16 protein-coding genes are annotated in these 21532 nt (G+C 37.7%); 14 read left to right on the top strand and 2 right to left on the bottom strand.

The window, feature by feature from the left end; all coding sequences use genetic code 11:
• Window positions 1-26: 26 nt before the first annotated feature.
• From JOE23_RS12835 to JOE23_RS12800, 8 genes are all read left to right on the top strand, one after another.
• Window positions 27-296 (top strand): phasin family protein, encoded by a 270-nt coding sequence (locus JOE23_RS12835; RefSeq protein ID WP_204438937.1) that lies wholly within the window; start codon window positions 27-29, stop codon window positions 294-296.
• Between the two features lie 27 nt (window positions 297-323).
• Window positions 324-2003 carry an ABC1 kinase family protein gene (locus JOE23_RS12830; RefSeq protein ID WP_204438935.1) on the top strand — a complete coding sequence of 560 codons (1680 nt, stop codon included), beginning with the start codon at window positions 324-326 and terminating at the stop codon, window positions 2001-2003.
• A 1173-nt stretch (window positions 2004-3176) separates the two neighbouring features.
• Window positions 3177-3590 carry a hypothetical protein gene (locus JOE23_RS12825; RefSeq protein WP_204438934.1) on the top strand — a complete coding sequence of 138 codons (414 nt, stop codon included), beginning with the start codon at window positions 3177-3179 and terminating at the stop codon, window positions 3588-3590.
• A 55-nt stretch (window positions 3591-3645) separates the two neighbouring features.
• The gene (locus JOE23_RS12820; RefSeq protein WP_204438933.1) at window positions 3646-3945 is read left to right on the top strand and encodes a hypothetical protein; all 300 of its coding nucleotides are present in this window, start codon (window positions 3646-3648) and stop codon (window positions 3943-3945) included.
• A gap of 266 nt (window positions 3946-4211) precedes the next feature.
• Window positions 4212-4796, top strand: a complete 585-nt coding sequence (locus JOE23_RS12815; RefSeq protein ID WP_204438932.1) for a hypothetical protein — start codon at window positions 4212-4214, stop codon at window positions 4794-4796.
• A complete protein-coding gene (locus JOE23_RS12810; protein ID WP_204438931.1) occupies window positions 4793-5566 on the top strand; it encodes a hypothetical protein in 774 nt (257 codons plus the stop codon). Before JOE23_RS12815 ends, JOE23_RS12810 begins: the two co-directional genes overlap by 4 nt.
• Window positions 5559-6422: a hypothetical protein gene (locus tag JOE23_RS12805; protein ID WP_204438929.1), complete on the top strand. Its 864-nt coding sequence runs from the start codon at window positions 5559-5561 to the stop codon at window positions 6420-6422. The genes JOE23_RS12810 and JOE23_RS12805 overlap by 8 nt, the downstream gene beginning before the upstream one ends.
• A 2-nt stretch (window positions 6423-6424) precedes the next feature.
• Window positions 6425-7063, top strand: a complete 639-nt coding sequence (locus JOE23_RS12800; RefSeq protein ID WP_204438927.1) for an ABC transporter ATP-binding protein — start codon at window positions 6425-6427, stop codon at window positions 7061-7063.
• A 233-nt stretch (window positions 7064-7296) separates the two neighbouring features.
• Here JOE23_RS12800 and JOE23_RS12795 read toward each other — a convergent pair whose 3' ends face one another.
• Window positions 7297-9054: an alpha-glycosidase gene (locus JOE23_RS12795; protein WP_204438925.1), complete on the bottom strand. Its 1758-nt coding sequence runs from the start codon at window positions 9052-9054 to the stop codon at window positions 7297-7299.
• A gap of 86 nt (window positions 9055-9140) precedes the next feature.
• The gene (locus tag JOE23_RS12790) at window positions 9141-11258 is read right to left on the bottom strand and encodes an alpha-amylase family glycosyl hydrolase (RefSeq protein ID WP_204438922.1); all 2118 of its coding nucleotides are present in this window, start codon (window positions 11256-11258) and stop codon (window positions 9141-9143) included.
• Window positions 11259-12454: 1196 nt separating this feature from the next.
• Here JOE23_RS12790 and JOE23_RS12785 point away from each other — a divergent pair.
• The 6 genes from JOE23_RS12785 (at window position 12455) to JOE23_RS12760 (ending at window position 21429) form a co-directional block, all read left to right on the top strand.
• A complete protein-coding gene (locus tag JOE23_RS12785; protein ID WP_204438920.1) occupies window positions 12455-13738 on the top strand; it encodes a sugar ABC transporter substrate-binding protein in 1284 nt (427 codons plus the stop codon).
• Window positions 13739-13877: 139 nt separating this feature from the next.
• Window positions 13878-15179 (top strand): carbohydrate ABC transporter permease, encoded by a 1302-nt coding sequence (locus JOE23_RS12780; protein WP_204438919.1) that lies wholly within the window; start codon window positions 13878-13880, stop codon window positions 15177-15179.
• Window positions 15179-16018 (top strand): ABC transporter permease subunit, encoded by an 840-nt coding sequence (locus JOE23_RS12775; protein WP_204438918.1) that lies wholly within the window; start codon window positions 15179-15181, stop codon window positions 16016-16018. The genes JOE23_RS12780 and JOE23_RS12775 overlap by 1 nt, the downstream gene beginning before the upstream one ends.
• 261 nt (window positions 16019-16279) lie before the next feature.
• Window positions 16280-17311 (top strand): LacI family DNA-binding transcriptional regulator, encoded by a 1032-nt coding sequence (locus tag JOE23_RS12770; RefSeq protein WP_204438917.1) that lies wholly within the window; start codon window positions 16280-16282, stop codon window positions 17309-17311.
• A gap of 983 nt (window positions 17312-18294) precedes the next feature.
• Window positions 18295-20262: an oxidoreductase gene (locus JOE23_RS12765; protein ID WP_204438916.1), complete on the top strand. Its 1968-nt coding sequence runs from the start codon at window positions 18295-18297 to the stop codon at window positions 20260-20262.
• Between the two features lie 24 nt (window positions 20263-20286).
• On the top strand, window positions 20287-21429 hold the full coding sequence (locus JOE23_RS12760; protein ID WP_204438915.1) for an iron-containing alcohol dehydrogenase: 1143 nt from the start codon (window positions 20287-20289) through the stop codon (window positions 21427-21429).
• Window positions 21430-21532 lie beyond the last annotated feature (103 nt).

The following is a 21532-nucleotide window of genomic DNA, read 5'->3' as shown; positions in this document are numbered from 1 at the left end:
ATAAAACGAAAAAGGAGTGATAAGAGATGATGGATACGTTTAAAAAAGGGTTAGCATTAGGTTTAGGATTAGCTGCAACGAGTGTTGAACATGCGGAACGGGTAATTGATGATCTGGTTAAAAAAGGAGAAATGACGAAAGAAGAATCGAAGGCCTTTTTTAATGAGTATTATAAAAAAGGACAAGACACGCATCGTAATATTCTAGGTGAATTAAATGTAGCAACTAAAGATGATATTAATCGGTTACAGGCGCGTTTAGACAAATTAGAAGCTCAAATCAATCAAGAACAGTAATGTTGCTATATTATAGGGGGAGAAATGATGTTGGAAAAAAGAATGCGCCATTTGCAACGCTATAAAGATATTATAGTAGCTTTTTCTCGTAATGGTCTAGGTTTTTTACTAAAAGAATTAGGCTTAAGCGATTTACACCTGATTCCGAAACGTTTATATAAAGAACGGAATCCTAAAGCAGAACAAAAAACATTAGGTGAACGCATTCGTTTAATTCTTGAAGAGCTAGGGCCAACATTTATTAAATTTGGTCAAATTGCTAGTACACGACGTGATCTCTTTCCAGAAGATATTATTCGAGAGTTAGAAAAATTGCAAAATCATGTTCCCCCTATCTCTTATCAACACGTCCATGCCATCCTTGAGCAAGAGCTTAGGTCCTCCCCAGATCAACATTTTGCAGACATAGATAAAACCCCTTTAGCAGCTGCTTCAATTGGGCAAGTCCATTTGGCCACATTGAAGACAGGTGAGCGTGTAGCAGTGAAAGTACAACGCCCTGATATTGAAAAAAAAATTGAAACTGATTTTGAGATTTTAAAAGAAATGGCGACCTTAGCAGAGCTAAGGATGGAGTGGGCGGTACATTATCGTGCACGTGAAGTAGTTGAGGAATTTGCTAAAACCATTAGCGCTGAACTTGATTATATTAACGAGGCTAGGAATACCAATCGTATAGCTATACAGTTTAGTGATAATGAATCTGTCTATATTCCAAGTGTAAATAGTGAATTAACGACATCTAGAGTATTGGTAATGGAATATATCGATGGAATTAAACTAAAAGATTTAACTGAAGATCGAGTAACGGGGTATGACAAGAAGAAAATAGCTGAACATTTAACACGAGCGACTTTCCAGCAAGTATTAATAGATGGATTTTTTCATGCTGATCCGCATCCGGGTAATATTCTTATTTTACCAGATGAAAAGATTGCCTTGTTAGACTTCGGAATGGTGGGGCGATTAACAGAAGAGATGAAACAGCAATTTGGGACGTTGTTGATTGCACTGATGCAAGAGGATACGGGGAAAATGGTTGATGTTATGTTGGAAATGGGAGTAGCTCCAGAAGCAATTGATAAAGAGGCGTTAAAAGCAGATGTGGTTGTGTTAATGGATAAATATTATCGTGTTGCTTTAAGTGAGATTAGTTTAGCTGATGCGATTCGCGAGCTTTTTGAGGTTGCTTATAAACATAAAATAGAGTTATCAGCGGATTTTACCTTACTAGGTAAAACATTACTTACATTAGAAGGAACGATTGCGCAATTAGATCCTGAACTTAGCCTTGTTGAAATTGCTGAACCATTTGGACGTAAAATGTTGCGTGAGCGTTATCATCCGAAACGGATCATTCAAAATACAGTCGACCAACTGTGGGGGTTTAGTGAACTTTTTACTTCCTTGCCAAAGCAATTAAAGCAGTTATCCTCAGTGATTAAGAATGACAAGATCAGAATTGAGATTGCGCTCCCGGATTTAAAACTGTTATTAAAGAAGATGGATCGTATCAGTAACCAACTCTCTTTTGCCATTGTTTTATTGGCTTTTAGTATTATTATGGTTGGATTGATTATTGGATCAGCTTTAGCTGGACAAGGATCATTCATTTGGAGTCTTCCTGCGATTGAGATTGGATTCTTTGTAGCTGTATCGATGTTTGTCTGGTTATTATACTCGATCTTTAAGTCGGGTAGGTTTTAGTTTTGGAAAATGTCACAAACCATTTAGAAGATGAGGGTAGCCAGAGTCATTTTATCACAGATAAGCGTCCGTAAAACGCCCGAATAGAGAGTAGCGCTCATCTATTTAGGCGGAAGATAACGGACGCGAATGTCCTGATTCACTCAGCTAACAATTAGTGGAGAAGAGATCGTAGACTAAAACCGCCACATCTTTAAGAAGGATGACAGACTAAGATCGCCACGTCCTGTGGCAACGTCTGCATGACCTAAATCCTGTAGCCCTCCGCCCACTGATTGGAGGTTTGTTTTATGCTAATCTGGGCAGTTTTTTTATGTTTAAATTAAAGCAGTTTTTGAGCATAGATTATGCCTTTGATTAAACTAAAGTAAAAATCATTATTTATAACTCAACTTTCGCACACTGAGAATAGTCATTCAACCTTGATTGTGTTCAATAGACGCGGTATTCAATAGGCTTGTTGACTTTACTTCTGCATGGATGTGCCGCATACGTTTAGCACATTATGTCGTTCCGAAAAGCAAGGGATTCGCTTTTCGCGGGGCTGGCTTCAGCTCATCCTATTCCCGCAGAAGTCTCACCCCTTGCTTATCTCCACTTTGCCAAGTGATTTTGACTTGGCAAAGTTAGCTCAAGCCACGCCCACGGCTAGGGAGACACTGCGTTTACCAAGATGTCTCCCTTGTGCTTGGGAGAGTGAAAGCGGAACATAGCTCACCTGCGCCTCTAAAACGAAAGGTTTATAATCAATCGAAAATCTATATTCAAAGACAACCCCTATATTGAATATTAGGTCTACCCTTATGCTATCTTGGCTGAACCTGAGCATTTAGATGAGAAAGTTGAGTTATAAAAAATAAATTTATTTGGAAGGATTTTAACAATTAAAAGCGAATATTTATAATTAGTAAGTTGAATAAACAAAGTTTATCACAGATAACCGTCCTTAAAATATCCCTTCTAAAAAATAGAGAGTAGAGCTCAATCTAGTTAGCTAGGCACTGACGGGCACGCTAATGTTCGGATTCACTTAATTATCAAGCAGTGGAGAAGAAGGAAACTGTCCACTCATTGAAGGTTCGTTTTATTAACAATTCTTATTCATTTGTTTCATGCGAGTTCTTGGCAAGTGATAGAGGATTGCTATAAATGATAATATAAGCAGGAATAATGATGTGGTTAAAGTCTTCTAAGAAGTCAATAGTAAGACTATTATTAACGGGTTTAATTGTAGTAACGAGTCTTTCACTTTTCCCGAACACATCAAGTGCTGCTAGCTTTAGTTTTACCATTTCCCCACCGTTTGCTGGAAGTCTGGTGTCAAGCTCCTTGGTCACCAAAACGAGTACTTCAACACCTTATGTCAGTCCAAGTCATTCTGCCACACCAACACATTATTTTCTTTCACCACAGAGAGGCTCTTCTACTCAAGCAACAGGTCTAGTAACTAATATTTCTACTGCTGGAAGAAGAAATTTATCTTATTTGTCAGGCTATGGAGGCACGAATCAACGCTATTGCCTATCTGCTTATCCGTCGAACACTAGTTTTGTTCGTTATAGTGTGAGCGGTACTTGGGCGCCATAATCTGAAAAACAGGAGTACTCGCCTCCTGTTAATCTATCAAATGAGGTGCGTTTTATTGAAGTGGATACAAATTTTAAATTACATAGGTATATTGCTTCTGTTATTGGCTTGTCAGCGTAACGAAATAGATCATACGCCTCCTACTTCAAAAGAACTACCCGACCATCTAAAGCTGGATGTTAATGTTGAAGATGTTAACAAAGTTAGTGAGGCTAAAATATATACCGCTAATTTTATAGAGTTAGATCCTGAACATCTAGCTGATCAATTACTTCAAGAACCGATTGTAAATGAAGAGCTTTATCATTTGGTTTACAATACCAAACAGAAGGTGATGCTATCCAAGAGTACTTAACAGTTTATGATGGAGGCGCAGCATTTGGTGAAGCGGGAACATTAGATGGTGGGCTTGATTATACAAGGGTTATAGACAGTCATGCATTAAATTATGATTATATTATCTCTTTTTCTCCTGGCCCACCAGATTTAGATGCACAACTGGGCCAATATCGGTTAAATAACAAATTTGAAACAAATGTCGATTTAGCTTTTAAACCATACATCGAAGCAGTACAGGATATTATTCAGATATTAAGCTCTATAGGCATAGAAGATGTTGAAGTGGAAGTGGTGTATGCATTAGATGTTGAAACGATCAACAACCAATATGAACGCTATGTACAAGGTTCAGGTGACCAGGTTGATGACACGATACAATGGACGGAAGCAGAAGAGGCATATTTATTTCATTTTAGACAAGTGTTGGATGATATTCCGTTAAATAATCGAATTTGGCAAGAAGGGATGATGGATGCTAAAGAAGTAACTGAAACAGAAATATCTGCCTTATATCATAAAGATGGTTTAATTAGGCTAAGCATTACAGGATTTTATCAAATGATCGAATCAACGCAAGCAGAAAAATTGATTGATCAGACACAAGCTACACAAAAGCTGATTGATTATTATCATACAGTGATTCTAACATCAGAGACCGTCATTGATAAGATGGAGCTGAATTATATTGGTGTAATTGAAGGTCAAAATTACCGCTTGATCCCAGCATGGATCTTTCAAGTCGTGACGAGGGAACAAACAGAACCAACTGATCTTGAGCCTGCTCAAGCCTATGATGCCTATGGCTACCATGTGATTCATGCAATAACCGGTGAAAGAATAGTAGAATTTGGTGGTGAAACGGATTGAACAAATTTTTGAATTTACAACTGGGAAATTTTTTTCGTGCTATTTTATCTATTCGTTTTTTAATATGTAGTGTGGTTGTTTGTTTAATTGTAATCGCAACGATTATACCGATGTTCAATCACGAACAGGGGGCGATTGATTTGTTAGATTTAGGTTTGAGTGGTTCATTTGGAAATCTCATGTTAATATTAGCAACGATCCCACTTATTCCATTTACATTATCTTTTGCCAGTGAGCACCAGCAGAGAGCTGTTCTACCATGGGTGATACGTGCGGGTGTTAACCAATATGCAATCGGTAAACTATTATTCAGTTTATTATCGGCTTTTTTAACAACTGCTTTAGGCTTAGTACTTGTTGTGATCGTGCTATTAATCTGGTTACCTGTTTATCAATATGGTCATGGAGCGGAGGCCTATAGTGGTTATTTAGTTAATGGACAATGGATGCGTTACCTTCTATTTAATATTTCTCACCTTTCGCTTAGCTCTGTTTTATTTGCTGTGATTGCCTTTTGGGTGTCAACCATGATTCCGAATAAATTTGTTACGCTTGCTACTCCAGTTGTTTGTTATTATTTGTTGCATCGCTTAACAGCAACATTGACGATTCCGGTGTATTTTCAAGCGATGTACATTTTTGAAGCTACTTATGATGCTGGAACCCCATGGTCATCATTTCTACTTAAATTTGTGACCGTATTAGTCATTTCACTTCCTTTAGCCTATTTATCTGTCAGAAATATTAAGCGGAGGGTTTCATATGGCTAATTTTAAATCGATTTTACTTTGTGCTCAAATTAATATTAAAAAATGGCTTGTTAATCCGAGGATTTACACGATCTTCATCGCTACATTTGCGTTTTTGTTTTATCATACTTATGCACTTACTCGTTTTGCTGCAGAAGTAGGTCATGCGGTGACTCCATGGGTTTTCCCGCATTTATTTACGTCACCTGTCTTACAAGTATTTGCTTTTTTGATCGTTCTTTTATTTTGCGATGCTCCTTTTAAAGACCATCACACGCCATTTGTGACGATGAGAACAGGGCGTAAAAACTGGATTATAGGACAGTTGATCTATCTTATGCTCGCATCGTTTATCTTTACCGTCTTTACATTTATCACATCTATTATCGTCCTTTTGCCTCATCTTCAGGTTTCGCTAGAGTGGGGAATCGTAATGGAATCACTAGCAAATGATCCTGCCATTGCATCTGATAGGGTAACGATATTCTTTAATCCTGAATTACTTAACCGTTTATCCCCTTTAGCTGCAGCTGGATTTGGATTACTATATTTCTATTTGGTCACTTTATTCATTGGCAGTGTGATTCTGTGCTTTAACGTTTTGCTACAACGTACAGCTGGTATTGTTGTTGCTGGTATATTGATAGCTGTTTCACTGTTTGCGAATTACTTAGGCTTTTTTAGTTTTGGTTACTTGATTTATTACTTATCCCCAATTAGCTGGATGAGTATCTCAACACTTGATTGGGGGAGTGGCCAGTTACCATCTTTAAGCTATACATTGTCTACTTTAGTTATTGCAATGGTGTTGCTAAGCATCATTGCCACCTGTGTGTTTATTCATAAAGATATGGAATTGAAGGAAGGAGGTCTTTAAGATTGGTAACAAATTTGGTGGAAGTGGATCAAGCATTGAAAAAGTTTAAAGATGTGACGGCTTTAAATGATGTAACGATAAGCTTTGAAAAAGGTAAAATTCATGGCATTATTGGAAGAAATGGCTCTGGAAAAACGGTATTATTTAAAACAATTTGTGGATTTATGAAGCTTGATTCAGGTCAGATCCTGATTAATGGAAAAAAAGTCAAACCCTCGGCTGCACAAGATATTGGTTTAATTATTGAAGAGCCAGGGTTTATTGGTGGTTTAAGTGGTTTTAAGAATTTAAAATTGTTGGCCTCAATCAAGCGAAAAATAACTGATAAAGAGATAAAAAAAACAATAGAACAGGTCGGACTTGATCCAAAAAGCAAGCAACATGTAAGCAAGTATTCTTTGGGGATGCGCCATCGCTTGGCGATTGCCCAAGCAATCATGGAAAAGCCAGAGCTGCTTATTTTAGATGAACCGATGAACGGTCTTGATAAGTATGGTGTGAAAGAAATGCGGGAATTATTTAAACGGTTAAATGATCATGGAATGACGCTTATTTTATCCTCGCATTATGCCGAAGATATCGAAGCATTATGTGATACCGTGGCTGAGATGGATAATGGGAATTTAGAGGTTTTATTATAAAAGATAGAGATATTTAGAGAGTTGTTTAATAGGAGGGTAGCTGTAGTTTGAACACTCTTTTCAAGCGTTCTAACTACAGGTACCTTATTATTGATTATTATGACCTTGACATAAGTGCCAATTTAAGAGGAGGGTACGAGCATTTTTTTGTTAGATTAGTCATCAGAGATCATTCTTACTGACACATTAAGTTATCAATATGAACAATGTGTTATAGATCGTGCTTTCTATATTTAATGCAATTGAAAACAAGCAAAACCATACGGTGCAAGTTTAATTGTTGCATTTGCGTCAAAAGTCATTTCATCTCCAGAAAAGCATTCTTTTACACGTTTCCCATTCAACGCCGCTACAGCTATCGTTTTAGCTTTTGGATCATTGTTTAAAACAATAATAACTTTTTCTTGTTTGTTTTGCTTCTCATAAGCAATAACTTTTTCTTGGTCGTTTATTTGTAGAAAACGAAAAGTGCTTAAATTACCAAAGGCTGCTATTTCTTTTCGCATGGTTATTAACTGTTGAATAAACTGAAATAGTTCTTGATCTTGTTTGCTTTCATCCCATTCCATGCACTTCCGGCAATCGGGTTCTTCGCCACCGCTTAACCCTATTTCATCACCGTAATAGATGCATGGTGTGCCCATAAAAGAGAAGAGAAAAACATATATTAAGCGCATCCGTTCTTTATCTTCGTTTGCCAATGTTAGGATCCGTGCGGTGTCATGACTATCTAACAAGTTAAAAGCTACTTCACTTACAGGTTCTGGGTACATGTGCAATAGATCGGTGATCTGGTTAGCGAATTGAGTGGTCGTGATCTTGTCTTTAGCAAAAAAATCAATCACACTTGTTGTAAAGGGGTAATTCATTACTGCATCAAATTGATCTCCCTCTAGCCATGGCAGGGCGTCATGCCAAACTTCTCCTAATATATAGGCATCTGGTTTGACTGCTTTAACCACGCTTCGGAACTCGCGCCAGAAGCCATGATCAACTTCATTGGCTACATCTAAACGCCAACCATCAATATCAAATGCTTCAATCCAATAACGTGCAACTTCGAGTAAATAGTTTTTTACTTCGGGATTTTCAGTGTTCAACTTTGGCATGTTTGATACAAAACCAAAACAATCATAATTAGGTGAGGGCTTTGTTTGTACGGGGAAGTCCCATATGTGAAACCACTCTTTATATGGCGATGATTCCCCATTTTTCACAACATCTTGAAAAGGTTCAAAATAATAGCCGCTATGATTGAATACCGCATCAAGCATGACGCGAATACCTCGTTGGTGACATTGCTTAACGAGCTCTCGAAAAGTGGATTTATCCCCAAATTGTGGATCAATCTCCATGTAATCAATCGTATCATACTTATGATTAGAAGCTGCTTTGAAAATTGGACATAAATATATGCCTGTAATACCGAGTTTTTGCAAATAGTCCAGGTGATTGATAATCCCTTGAAAATCTCCCCCAAAGTAACTATCCTGTTTAGGTGTGATTGAACCCCATGGCAACGTATGCTCCGGACTAGTAGAAGGATCCCCATTTGCAAAGCGTTCAGGGAATATTTGATACCATACTGTTTCCTTCACCCATTCTGGCGCTTGAAATATATCTTTTTTGTGTAAATAAGGGAAACAGAAATAGCTCTGTATATTATTCGTTATTTCATTATGATAGCCTTTTTCTGTGACAATCACGACTTGGTTATGTTGATCGATGCAACGAAAACCATAGCGAAGCCTTCGGTGTTTTGGTGTAATGGTTAGCTTCCAATAGTCCTTTAATTTTGATTTACCTGTTTTTAGCAACGGTAACGTATGATATTGCCATTTATCTTCTACAAAGTCATAAGGATCACCAAATATTAATTCAACTGCTTTCATGTCATCACGACTTGTTTCTAGCATGATTTCAATGTCACTTTCATTTTTGCCATAAACATATGGCTGAATAGCTCTATGTTTAATACCTTCCATTAACAAATTACATTCTCCTTTTCTCCATTAAACAACCCCATTAATAGTTAATGGGGTTGTTTAGTTATTCAAACATTGCCTCTAGATTAGTTTTAGTTTCTCCATGTTGAAGTTAACGTATCTGTCCCATCAGTTGGCGTCTCGTAGGAGCGATTAGTCCCACTCTCCCAAACTACATTTCCTAGCGCATCTTTTTTAATGAATTTGTATTCCAGTGTAGAATCAGCCGGAACACTTATATCGTAGTACCATGTTGGATATTGTGCTATTATTTGATTGAAAAATGGGCCAATCGCTTTATCTGGATCCCAGTTGCCAAGTTCTTGTGTATTTCCAACAAGATAGACAGATGTACCATAATCAGTTACGGCCTCTTCAACGATAAACCGAACAGGTATTAATGTATTTGTTAAGATCTCAAAGCCTGAGTAAGGGTTACTTTCCTGATTATCATTTGTTACGACTTCAATGTTATAGTGATTACCAGGTATATCAGGAACATTGACTACTATTTCTGAATCTCCCCAAGATACAATACTCGCTTGATCACCGCCGAACAGTACTGTGCCTTGTCCTTCGCCAAAGCCTTCGCCGCTTATCGTAATTTCATTTCCAGCTTGCCCCACCATTGGGCCGACATGGCCAATTAATGGTGTGTTTGATTCGGCGGTTACTTCCCAAACCGCTACTTCATTTGCGTTTAATTCAAACGTGCTGGCTTGCCCTTTTTCATCTACCTGAAGAGCATCCCCACCCATTAAACCTTCTAATACATCGGGATGGGTACCTTTTAATAATGATGTCTGAAGATTATTAATGGTGTAACTTTGCTCACCACTATTTACAGCAGTAACCACGACATTGTCACCAAATTTTCTCTCAAATATATAGACGTCTTCATTAAGCCAACGTTCTGTTGTTGTACCATAACCTAAAGCTGGGTTTGATTGACGCAAATGTGCTAACTTACTTATTATTTGATAAGCTGTTGTTGTTCGATCAAAACTAGGCATGGGCTTTCTGTTTTCTGGATCAGATTCACCTGTTAAATAGTGTTCTGTACCATAATAAATCGTTGGGACACCTCGAGAAGTGAGGAGGACAGCCAAAGCCAAATCTGTATTTATCTGTGCACGATCTTCATGATGGAACCTACCCATATCATGATTATCAATAAATGTGACTTGATCAATGACTTCGTTATAGCTATTGGATGTATCTTCAATCATCGTATGAAAATCGGTCCAATCATCTTCTTTAGACATAAGTACGCCTCTAATTTGTTGTCCAAATTGAAAGTCTAGCAAACTCATACCACTCTCATTGGCAAAATAGTGATTTCTAGGATCGATTTCATTTTCACCTAAAAACCATTCACCGAATGTAAAGACAGGTTGATAGGAATAAATGTGATTGGTTAAGGTTTCTTGCCAGCCCTGTGACATATGCTTTACGGCATCCACTCTTATGCCATCAATCCCTTTGTCTAGCCACAACTCTATCGATTCTTTAAGATATTGATCGATGGTTTGATTTTGTAAATCATAATCAGCTAGATCATATAGATTTCGATAAATACCATCTTCATAAGATGAAAAATCCGTCCCACCGTTATGATGGAATAAATCCAAATCATTTGAGTAATTACCAATTAATGATCCATTGTCATAAATAGCTCCATTTTCTACATAATCACTATCCGTTTTCAAGGCTGGAGATGAGTGATTGGGTGTAAAATCCATAATTATTTTAATGCCATGGCTATGCGCCGTAGATATTAACTCATCAAAGTCATTAAAGCTCCCATAGAATGGATTGGTTTTCTTATAATCCCTAGCCCAATAACCATGATAAGAGGTATAGCCTTCAGGATGAACAGCATAAACATTCTCAACGGGTTGAGAAATCCATAATGCAGTAATCCCTAGATCAGAAAAGTAATGATCTTCTATCTTTTCTGTTATCCCTTTCCAATCACCCCCCATGTATTTATGCAAATCTGTTTCGCTATACAATGCGCCATCAGGGTTATTAGAAGGATCACCGTCAAGGAATCGATCTGTCACAATTTGATAAATGGTATCTCTGGAATAATTTACTTTATTTAGTTGGTTAGCGGCATACACATCATTTGCTAACGCTAAAAAAACCACAAATACAATACCGACAAACGCAATCGCTTTCATTTTTAGAAAAAATTTATTAAGCATATTGTTCACAACCTTTCAATTTTTGAAATAAATTGAACAGAAAACGGTCCTCCTTTCTCAAAAAAACAACCCCGGCTTTTAAAAAAAAAGCCGGGGTTGTTTGCAAGAATTGCAAAAGCAGCGCCCTCAATTTGCAAATTAAGTTATCACAAGGTTGTTACTCTCATTATTACAAGATCAATTGACAATGTCAATAACTATTATAGATTAATTTAAAATGATTGTGGTAAATACAAGGAAAATCGATTGCACTTTGAAAAGTAAGCTGAGCGAAATTTTTGCCTTTGTTGTGGCTTTGATATAGGAATAAGTAACAAACCTATTTATCATTGAGAAGTTTGATTGAATGAAAGCAATCAATAATGAATTTTTTAGCATGATCAATTATTGATCGATACATAATTTCGCCGCACCTCTAATATAATCTGACTAAACGAAAATAAAAGAGTCTTTATATGCTGTACGTTGACAACATAAAAAGTAAATAGCTCACCTGCTCAATCGTAACATCTCTCTTAATAATGGTTGTCTTTCAAGAGCTCATCAAGCGCCATTTCAATCCGTGGACGTCAGATTTACACGATGTAGATCATGAAGACATCGGCATTGCGTCTCAGCATAAGAAACTTCTTATTCAAGTCGTGTCACAGCTTCTTCGCTTTTTTTCGTGTGGTTGGGCTTACATATTCAGTATAACCCCAAGTAGAGATAAGCAAGGGGTAAGACTTCTGCGGGAATAGGATGAGCTGAAGATCCACTTTAGAAGTGCTCTTAGCTTCTAAAGTTAGCTGAAGCCAGACCCGCGAAAAGCGAATCCCTTGCTTTTCGGAACGACATAACGTTCTAAACGCAGGTGGAGCAGTAATGTCCACAAGCCTATTGAATACCGTGTCTATTGAACACGATCAAGATTGAATGACTATTCTCAGTGTGTGAAAGTTGAGTTATAAATTAATATTTTAAAATTTTATTTCAAAAAAACGCTTGCATAAATTAATTTTATTATATAAAATGATGGCACAACCTAGTTATTACTCAATTCTTAAATTGAGGGCGCTGCTTTTGCGATTATTGCAAACAACCCCGGCTTTTTTTAAAAAAAGTCGGGGTTGTTTTTTTGGGAAAGGAGGTTGTTTTGCTTTAGAGTGAAGATTTGTATGATAGCGTTTGCACAAAAATAAAAGGAGCGGTTATTTATGAGAAATAAAAGTATGTTTATTCTTTTGATCACAGTATTAATGACAATGCTTATATTAGGTGCATGTTCTCCTGACAGAGATGACACGACCAATGTAGATTCTGATTCAGAAAATACAAATGGTGAGGACGTAAACAAACCTGAAGAGTTAACAATCTGGGCCAATGATGAAGAAGAACAATTAGAAGCTATAGAAAAAATTGCTTTAGATTATGAAGAAGAGCAAGGCATTAAAGTTAATGTCGTTGCAAAATCAATGTTAGAACAGTTGTCTGAACTAGCTTTAGCTGGACCTGAAGGTCATGGACCCGATTTATTCTTTCAACCGCATAATCAAACAGGGGATATTGTCGCTCAAGGTCTAGCTCAGCCCCTAGATTTAACAGACGAGCAATTAGATAAATATAGCTCGACGTCTATTGAGTCGGTTCAATATGAATTCGAGGGTGTTAACGATATTTACGGTATTCCGGCTGTTATTGAAACTTATGGAATCTTTTATAACAAAGATATCATTGATGAGCCTCAAACCATTGATGATTTATTAGTAGCACTAGATGAACATACTGACCCGTCACAAGATCAATTTGGCTTTCTTATGAAACCAAATGATATATACTTTGCATACCCTTTCTTCAAAACACATGGGTCCTATATTTTTGGGGGAGAAACAGGGGATTATGATACGACAGATATTGGTCTTAATAATGAAGGAGCCATTGAGGGAGGAGAATTATTCCAATCCTTTTTTGAGAGAGGTAGAATCCCGTCATCTACGACTATTGACGTTATAGATGGACTGTTTACTGAAGGTAAAGTTGGCGCTGTAATTAATGGGCCATGGAGTATTCCGAGTTATACAGCAGCATTGGGTGATAGCCTTGGTTTTGCGCCATTTCCAGACATCAATGGTCAACCTGCCCAAACATTAGTAGGGACAAAGGCATGGATGGTATCTTATTATTCAGAAAATGCGGAATGGGCTACGGATCTAGCTTTGTTTATGACTAATCAAGAAAATCAAGAATACTATTCTGACATTGCTGGAGAATTACCGACAAATATAAATGCTCTAGAAGCCATTGAAGATCCGATTTTTTCTGCGTTTAGTGAACAAATTGCTAACGGCGTGCCTATGCCTAGTACGCCGCAAATGTCTCAAGTATGGGAACCCATGAATAATGCATTACAATTTTTAGCTGAAGGAGAGGATGTTTCCTCTGTTTTAGATGAAGCAGTAGAACACATTCATAATAACATAGAAGCAAGTGGCGCACAGTAAAATGAAACTTGCAGTACTGGAATGAAGCGTTTCGGTCTCACTGATCACACAGACTATTAAAGTGCCAACTATTTAAAAGGGGAGGAATACTATCCCTTCCCTCTTTTTCTTGATAAATATTGAACAGGGAGTCATCAAAATGGATAATACATTAATAAATAAAAGGGCGAATAAACATAATCCAACCATTGCGACTGTACTGTCAATCGTATTTGCAGGGCTAGGTCAGCTGTACAATCGCAGATTTATTAAAGGGATCATTTTTATTTTATTAGAAGTGGTTATTTTAATCACACTCATTGATACGCTTAACTATGGACTTTGGGGATTACGAACGTTAGGTACTATTCCTGGAGAAGATCATTCAATAAGGTTGCTCGTTTTTGGCGTTTTGTCGTTAATTGGAACCGTTATGTTGATAACGCTTTATGTCTTTAATGTAATAGATGCAAGAAATCAGGCGAGACAAATTAAAGCGGGATGGCTTCCGAAAGGATTTAAGGCGTCAATTATCAGTTTCTATGATCATTCTTTTCCTTATTTAATGACATTTCCAGGGTTGTTACTGATGATTTTTGTCGTCGTCTTCCCTTTGCTTTTTTCTGTGCTGTTAGCATTCACGAACTATAGTCTTTATAATTCGCCACCAAGAAGTCTAGTAGATTGGATAGGCATTGGAAATTTTAAAGAATTAGTTACTGTTCCCATTTGGCAGGATACGTTTGTGAGCGTTTTATCATGGACAGTTGTATGGACAATCGTAGCCACCACATTACAGATCGCCTTAGGGTTGATTTTGGCATTAATGGTTAATGACCCGAGGATAAAATTTAAAAAGCTTATTCGCACCATTTTAATTCTACCTTGGGCAGTCCCAGCGTTTGTTACGATTTTAATCTTTTCAGCTATGTTTAATGATGATTTCGGTGCCATTAACAGAGATATTATCATTCCGCTTTTCGGTGGCGATGGGATACCTTGGTTAAGTGATCCACTCTATGCGAGAACAGCAGTTATTTTAATCCAAACATGGTTAGGGTTTCCCTTCATTTTTGCTCTATTTACAGGTGTGCTACAAAGCATTTCTAGAGATTGGTATGAAGCGGCCGATGTGGATGGTGGATCGCGTTTTCAGAAATTCCGATTCATTACCTTTCCACATGTTATGTTTGCTACGGCTCCATTACTCATTATGCAATATGCTCAAAACTTTAATAATTTTAACATAATCTACTTGTTTAATGAAGGTGGACCTCCGGTAAGAGGGCAAAATGCAGGGGGGACCGATATTTTAATTTCATGGGTTTATAAATTGACCTTTGATACGAATAATTATGCTATGGCTGCGGCTATCTCATTGATTATGGGATTAATTATTTCATGCTTTGCTTTTTATCAATTTAGACAAACCAAATCCTTTAAAGAAGAAGGTGAATTGTAGTGAATCCCAAAAAAACTTCAATAGTAGAAGTAACAATTATGTATCTGTTTATAACCATTACTTCTATTGCCATTTTTTATCCGCTTATTTGGACGATCGGGATGTCCTTTAATCAAGGTATGAGCTTATATTCATCTTCCATCATCCCAGAAAATTTTTCTTTGGATCATTATAGATGGTTATTTAGTGTAAATAGTGATTATTTGCTCTGGTACAAAAATTCTTTAATTGTTTCGGTGTCAGTAACGGTTGGCAGTGTGATTATGACATCTTTAGTTGCATACGCTTTTTCTAGATATCAATTTGTAGGTAAAAAGAATGCACTTTATATCTTTCTGTTGCTGCAGATGTTCCCGGTTATGATGGCTATGGTTGCATTGTATGTATTCCTAAATATGATAGGAATGCTAGATACGCTGACTGGATTAATATTTGTTTATTTGGGTGGACAGATTCCTTTTAATGCTTGGTTAGTCAAAGGTTATATTGATACGATCCCGCGCGAACTTGATGAGGCTGCACGTATTGATGGCGCTGGGCATCTTAGAGTTTTTTGGAGTATCGTTCTTCCGCTTGCTAAGCCGATATTAGCGGTGGTTGGATTATTTAATTTTATGATGCCACTTTTTGATTTTTTGTTGCCATCTATTGTTCTATCAAGCAAGGAAAATTATACACTTGCAGTTGGATTATTCAATTTTATTAACGATCAGTTTGCTAATAACTTTACAAGATTTGCTGCTGGATCAATCTTAGTTGCTGTTCCTGTGGCGGCTGTCTATTTGTATTTACAAAGATATTTAATATCAGGTTTAACTGCTGGTGGAACGAAAGGTTAAATGGCGGGCATCTCAGTGACTGCTAATCAGTTACTTGGATGCTTGTTTTTTTAAAAAAATTTATACATTTCATTTTTATTAGTGTTGCATGAAAATATTGGATGGAAGTCAGGCAAAAAGAATGAGCCATGACGCCATGTCTTTCAGCATCGTTTAATGATGCTCCTTGATATTTGCCCAAAAAGTTTATGCAACGGTAATGTTATTTTTATAACACTAATGAATTAGGATGTTATTAAGTACTTAGAGGATGAATGGTTCATGGCGGTAACGATTAAAGACGTCGCAAAGAAAGCGAATGTGTCTCCTTCCACTGTTTCTCATGTCATTGCTGATCATTCACGGATTAGTTTAGATACTAAGAAGCGTGTACGAAGAGCGATGAAAGAATTAGGATATCACCCAAATGTCAATGCAAGAAGCTTAGCTGGTCGCTCTACTCAAGCAATCGGTGTGATCATGCCCCCTTCATCTGAAACTGGTTTCCAGAATTCATTTTTTTCTGAGGTATTACGTGGGGTAGGTTCTTTAGCCCATGAAGCAGGATATTCACTTTACGTATCTACTGGTGGGGATGAACAGCAATCTTTCGAAGAAGTTAAACGAATGGTTTACGGCAGTCACGTGGATGGAATCATATTACTTTATTCTCGTGTATCTGACCCTGTTGTGGATTTTCTCGTGACCACTCATTTTCCGTTTATTTTAGTAGGAAAACCGTATATAAATGAGAGTAAAATTACTTATGTTGATAATGATAATGTTGCCGCAAGCAAGGATATTACGAATCATTTAATCGATCTAGGACACCAGTATATTGGGTTTATTGGTGGTTCGACAGATCTAGTTGTTACAGTTGATCGTCTTCAAGGCTATCAACAAGCGATAAAACTCGCCAATTTGCCAACATTTCCTGATTACATCGTTCACGCAGAGTTTTTAAATTCAGGTGGACGGAAGACAGTGAAACGATTATTTTCATTAGAAATGCCTCCTACTGCTCTAGTGATTGCGGATGATATCATGAGTTTTGGCGTGATTAATATGCTAGAGGAAATAGGTATATCTTGTCCAGAAGATATTTCTATTACTGGTTTTAATAACTTATATTTATCAGAAATCACTAGACCTCTACTTACCACTGTAGATATACAAATATTTAACCTTGGTGTTCAAGCTGCAAAATGTTTAATTGAAAAAACAAAAGATAAAGAAGAACCGGCTAAACGCATTATTGTCCCCCACGAAATTATTTATCGAAACTCAACCAAGGCTCTCTTGAAACGCGTATAAAGTAAAGAAGAAACGTTGTGCTAAATTATCGCCTTTTTAGCGGTATGTAGTGTCGCAAATGGGGTTAAATAAATAACTCAACTTTCTCATCTGAATTTTTAGGTTCAGCAAAGTTAGCATAAGGGTAGACCTCATATTAAATATAAGCATTGCCTTTGAATATAGATTTTCGATTGATTATAAACCTTTCGTTTTAGAGGCGCAGGTGAGCTATGTTTCGCTTTCAGCGATCGCACGAAAAGTAAGAATTTCGCATGAAAGCGAGTTGCGATCGCATGAAAAGTAAGAATTTCGCATGAAAGCGAGTTGCGATCGCACGAAAAGTAAGAATTTCGCATGAAAGCGAGTTGCGATCGCACGAAAAGTGAGAAATTCGCATGAAAGCGAGTTGTGATCGCACGAAAAGTGAGAAATTCGCATGAAAACGAGGTGCGATCGCACGAAAAATGGAGAAATCGCCTTCAGTATGAATCCCCACCCAGTCTAAGTGGAGATAAGCAAGGGATGAGACTTCTGCGGGAATAGGATGAGCTGAAGATCCACTTTAGAAGCGCTCTTAGCTTCTAAAGTTAGCTGAAGCCACCCCCGCGAAAAGCGAACCCCTTGCTTTTCGGAACGACATAACGTGCTAAACGTATGCGGCACATCCATGCAGAAGTAAAGTCAACCATCCATCTCAAAATAGAGAACAGAGGTCAATCTATTGAGATGGGTGATAACGGACGCTCATGTTTGTTTTAAACAAAGGAAAAAATTTTATCGACTCATTACCATATCGGTAGTGAGTTTATTTATGTACATCATTGATAATTCAAATAGACATTTTCCTTAACTTAGTCACTAATAATTGTTGTATCTGATACAAAGGAAAGGTGTTTTAAAAATACGCTAAAAGATTTTAGTATTAAAATAGAATAGCTCAATTAAAGTAGCTTGGGCCATATTGTGAAAACGTTCACAAAATCGATTAGGAGGTTCTAATAATGTTGAAACATCTATTTTCTACAGGGAGAATAGGAACAATGGTTACACCAAACAGGATCGTTATGACCGCAATGGGAAACTATTTAGCAAATGATGACGGTAGCGTTTCTGAAAAGGATATTGCTTTTTACGAGGCAAGGGCAAAGGGCGGGGTAGGGACTATTATTACAGAGTGCGCCTTTGTAGATCAGGAAAGGGGACGAGGCAATTCGCATCAAATATCTGTGGCTGATGATAAATACATCCCTGGTCTTAAAAAATTATCAGATAAGATCCATCAACACGACGGAAAGGTGATTGTACAAATCTATCATCCAGGGAGACAGGGGATAAGTGCATTGAACCAAAACTTACCGATGATGGCACCGAGTGCTGTGGAATGTCCAGCAGTTCATCAGCCTGCTGTAGCTATGACAAAAGCTGAGATAGCAGAGATGGTAGAGAAGTTTGTTGATGCTGCTGTCAGATTGAATAAAGCTGACATTGATGGCGTAGAAGTACATGGTGCTCATGGCTATTTAATTCATGAATTTTTAAGCCCTCGCGCCAATAAAAGAGCAGATGAATATGGTGGAAGTTTAGAAAATAGAATGCGATTTTTAGAAGAAATAGTTATCGGTATAAGAGAGCGATGCGGAAAAGATTATCCTTTAATCGTGCGGCTATCTGTAGAAGAATTCACAAATACAGTAGGACATCCTGAAGATGGTTTGCAGTTGCCTGAAAGCGTCAGGATAGCGAAGCGCCTTGAGGAACTCGGAGTAGACGCAATTGATGTAAGTTCAGGGACGTATGAGACCATGAACACAGCTTGGGAACCTTCGTCTTTTGAGCAAGGCTGGAAAATTCATCTTTCAGAAACGATAAAAAAAGCAGTTAATATACCGGTTATTGGGGTGGCTGTTATTAGAGAGCCTGCGTATGCTGATCAGATTATTGCAGAAGGGAAAGTAGACTTCGTAGGTTCCGCAAGACAGCATTTTGCAGATGCAGAGTGGTCCAATAAAGCGAAAGACGGTCGGATAGATGAAATAAGAAAATGTATTTCCTGTCTTGTCTGTATGGAAACATTAATGGGAGCAGATCAATCTCAAGCGCCTTGTCAATGTGCCATTAATATTGAAGCAGGACGAGAATTAGAGTATAGCCGCTTAAAGGAAGATGGAGATGGTCGAATAGTGGCGGTATTAGGTGCGGGTCCTGCTGGATTAGAAGCCGCGAGACTATTAGCAAAGCGTAAATTTAAGCCAGTCGTTTTTGAGAAAAATGATCACATAGGTGGACAGTTAGAGTTAGCTAACAAACCACCAAATAAAGAAAAGATTACGTGGTTGATTGATTATTTAAAAGCTCAAACAGAAAAATTAGCAGTAGAAATAAGACTAAATACAGCACCAACTCTTGAAGAATTAAAAAAATTAAATCCATATGCCATATTTGTTGCTCAAGGCTCCACTCCCTTCATTCCAGGTTCGATTCCAGGTGCCAATGGGGAACAAGTGCTGAAACCAACTGATATTCTAAGTGGGAAAATCAAGCTGAAGGATAAAAAAGTAGGTGTAGTCGGATCAGGAATGACGGGTCTGGAAGTTGCTCATCTATTAGCAGAAGCGGGTAATGACGTTAGTATATTTGAGATGGAGGAGCATTTAGGCAACGGGATATACTTCCAAAATCTAATGGATGTGATGACCCATATTGGACAATTCGATGTTGCTATGTACCCTAAACATAAGCTAATCGGTCTTGATGAAGAGCATGTTAGTTTTGAAGCGCTAGAAACTGGAGAAATGAAAACGTTTCAATTTGATAATGTCGTGATTTCTCTTGGAACAAAATCTAATACGGAATTAGTAGACGAGATTCAATCAAGTTTTAAAAAGGTTAAAATACTTGGAGATGCCAAACATCCTGGAAGAATAAGAGATGCTATGGAAGCAGGTTACCTGAGTGCCTATAATCTTTAATATGAAAGAAGAGGAGTGATTGTCGTGAACAAATATACACAATTATGCCCTATCATTTTTGGGAACGGATCTATTCAATTAGTAGGTGAGGAAGCGAAGAACCTAGGTTGTAAAAAGGTGATGCTTGTTTCGGATGAAACGGTTTCTAAATTAGCGGGAAATACTGCCTGTAAAAAGAGTTTATTCGATTCAGGTATCGAAGTTGTCTCTTTTAATCAAGTCGTACCTGATCCGTCTGATTATATTGTAAACCAAGGTGGTGAGCTCGCTAAGACTGAACAAATAGATGGGATTGTTGCACTAGGTGGTGGGAGTGTAATGGATGTGGGAAAGGCAATAAATGTTTTAGTGAATAATCCTCTTCCAATTAATCAATATTTAGGGAATCCTGTTTACAAGCCAGGCGTTCCTTTGATCCTAATTCCAACAACAGCAGGAACTGGAAGTGAGAGCACGATAATGGGTGTGATAACCGATACGGTTCATAATGTGAAAAATGCTGTGCTTTGTCCTGCAACTTTAGGAATATTAGATCCAGAGGTGACGGTTAGTATGCCGCCTAGTATAACAGCTTATACGGGGATGGATGCATTTGCACAAGCTGCTGAGGCAATTACCACAAAGGATCCGAACCCTAAATCTGATCTCTTAGCATTTGAAGCGATAAAGAAAGTGACCACATATCTTCCAATTGCCGTTTCTAATGGAGAAAATATGAAAGCACGCGAAGAGCTCTTGTTGGCAAGCAATTTTGCTGGCATCGCATTTAATGATGCTCTCGTTCACCTTGGACATGCGATTTCTCATACAGTAGGTGCGGCATTCCATAAGACACATGGTGTTATTTGCGCCTTAGCGATACCAGAAGTGTTGAAGTATTCGGCGAAGGTTAGACCTGATAAAGTCCAACTAATAGGAGAGGCTATGGGTCTGTCATTTAAGGGGACAGAAGGTGATGATGAGATTGGGGAAATTGTCGCCGGTGCAATACGAGAGCTTATTAAAAATATTGGAATTCCTTCGATTAAGGATCTTGGTATTTCAAAGGATGAGCTCGTAACGTTAGCTCGTAAAGTCACGGAGGATGCTTGCTTTCAATATGTGCCAAGAGAGCCCTCAAAAGAAGAGCTAACTGGCATTTTAGAAACGATATACGAATGTTATTAACGGCATCACTATTTTGTTGTTTTAATGTTCACAATTAAATGCGCATTCTTTGTTAGGGGCCTGTATAATATTAGATACAGGCTCTTACTTTGTTTGAGGTGAC

This window comes from Amphibacillus cookii (genome assembly GCF_016908375.1).
Taxonomy (GTDB): domain Bacteria; phylum Bacillota; class Bacilli; order Bacillales; family Amphibacillaceae; genus Amphibacillus_C; species Amphibacillus_C cookii.
The sequence above is the reverse complement of the archived record's forward strand: the minus strand, read 5'-3'. Positions and strand labels throughout refer to the sequence as shown.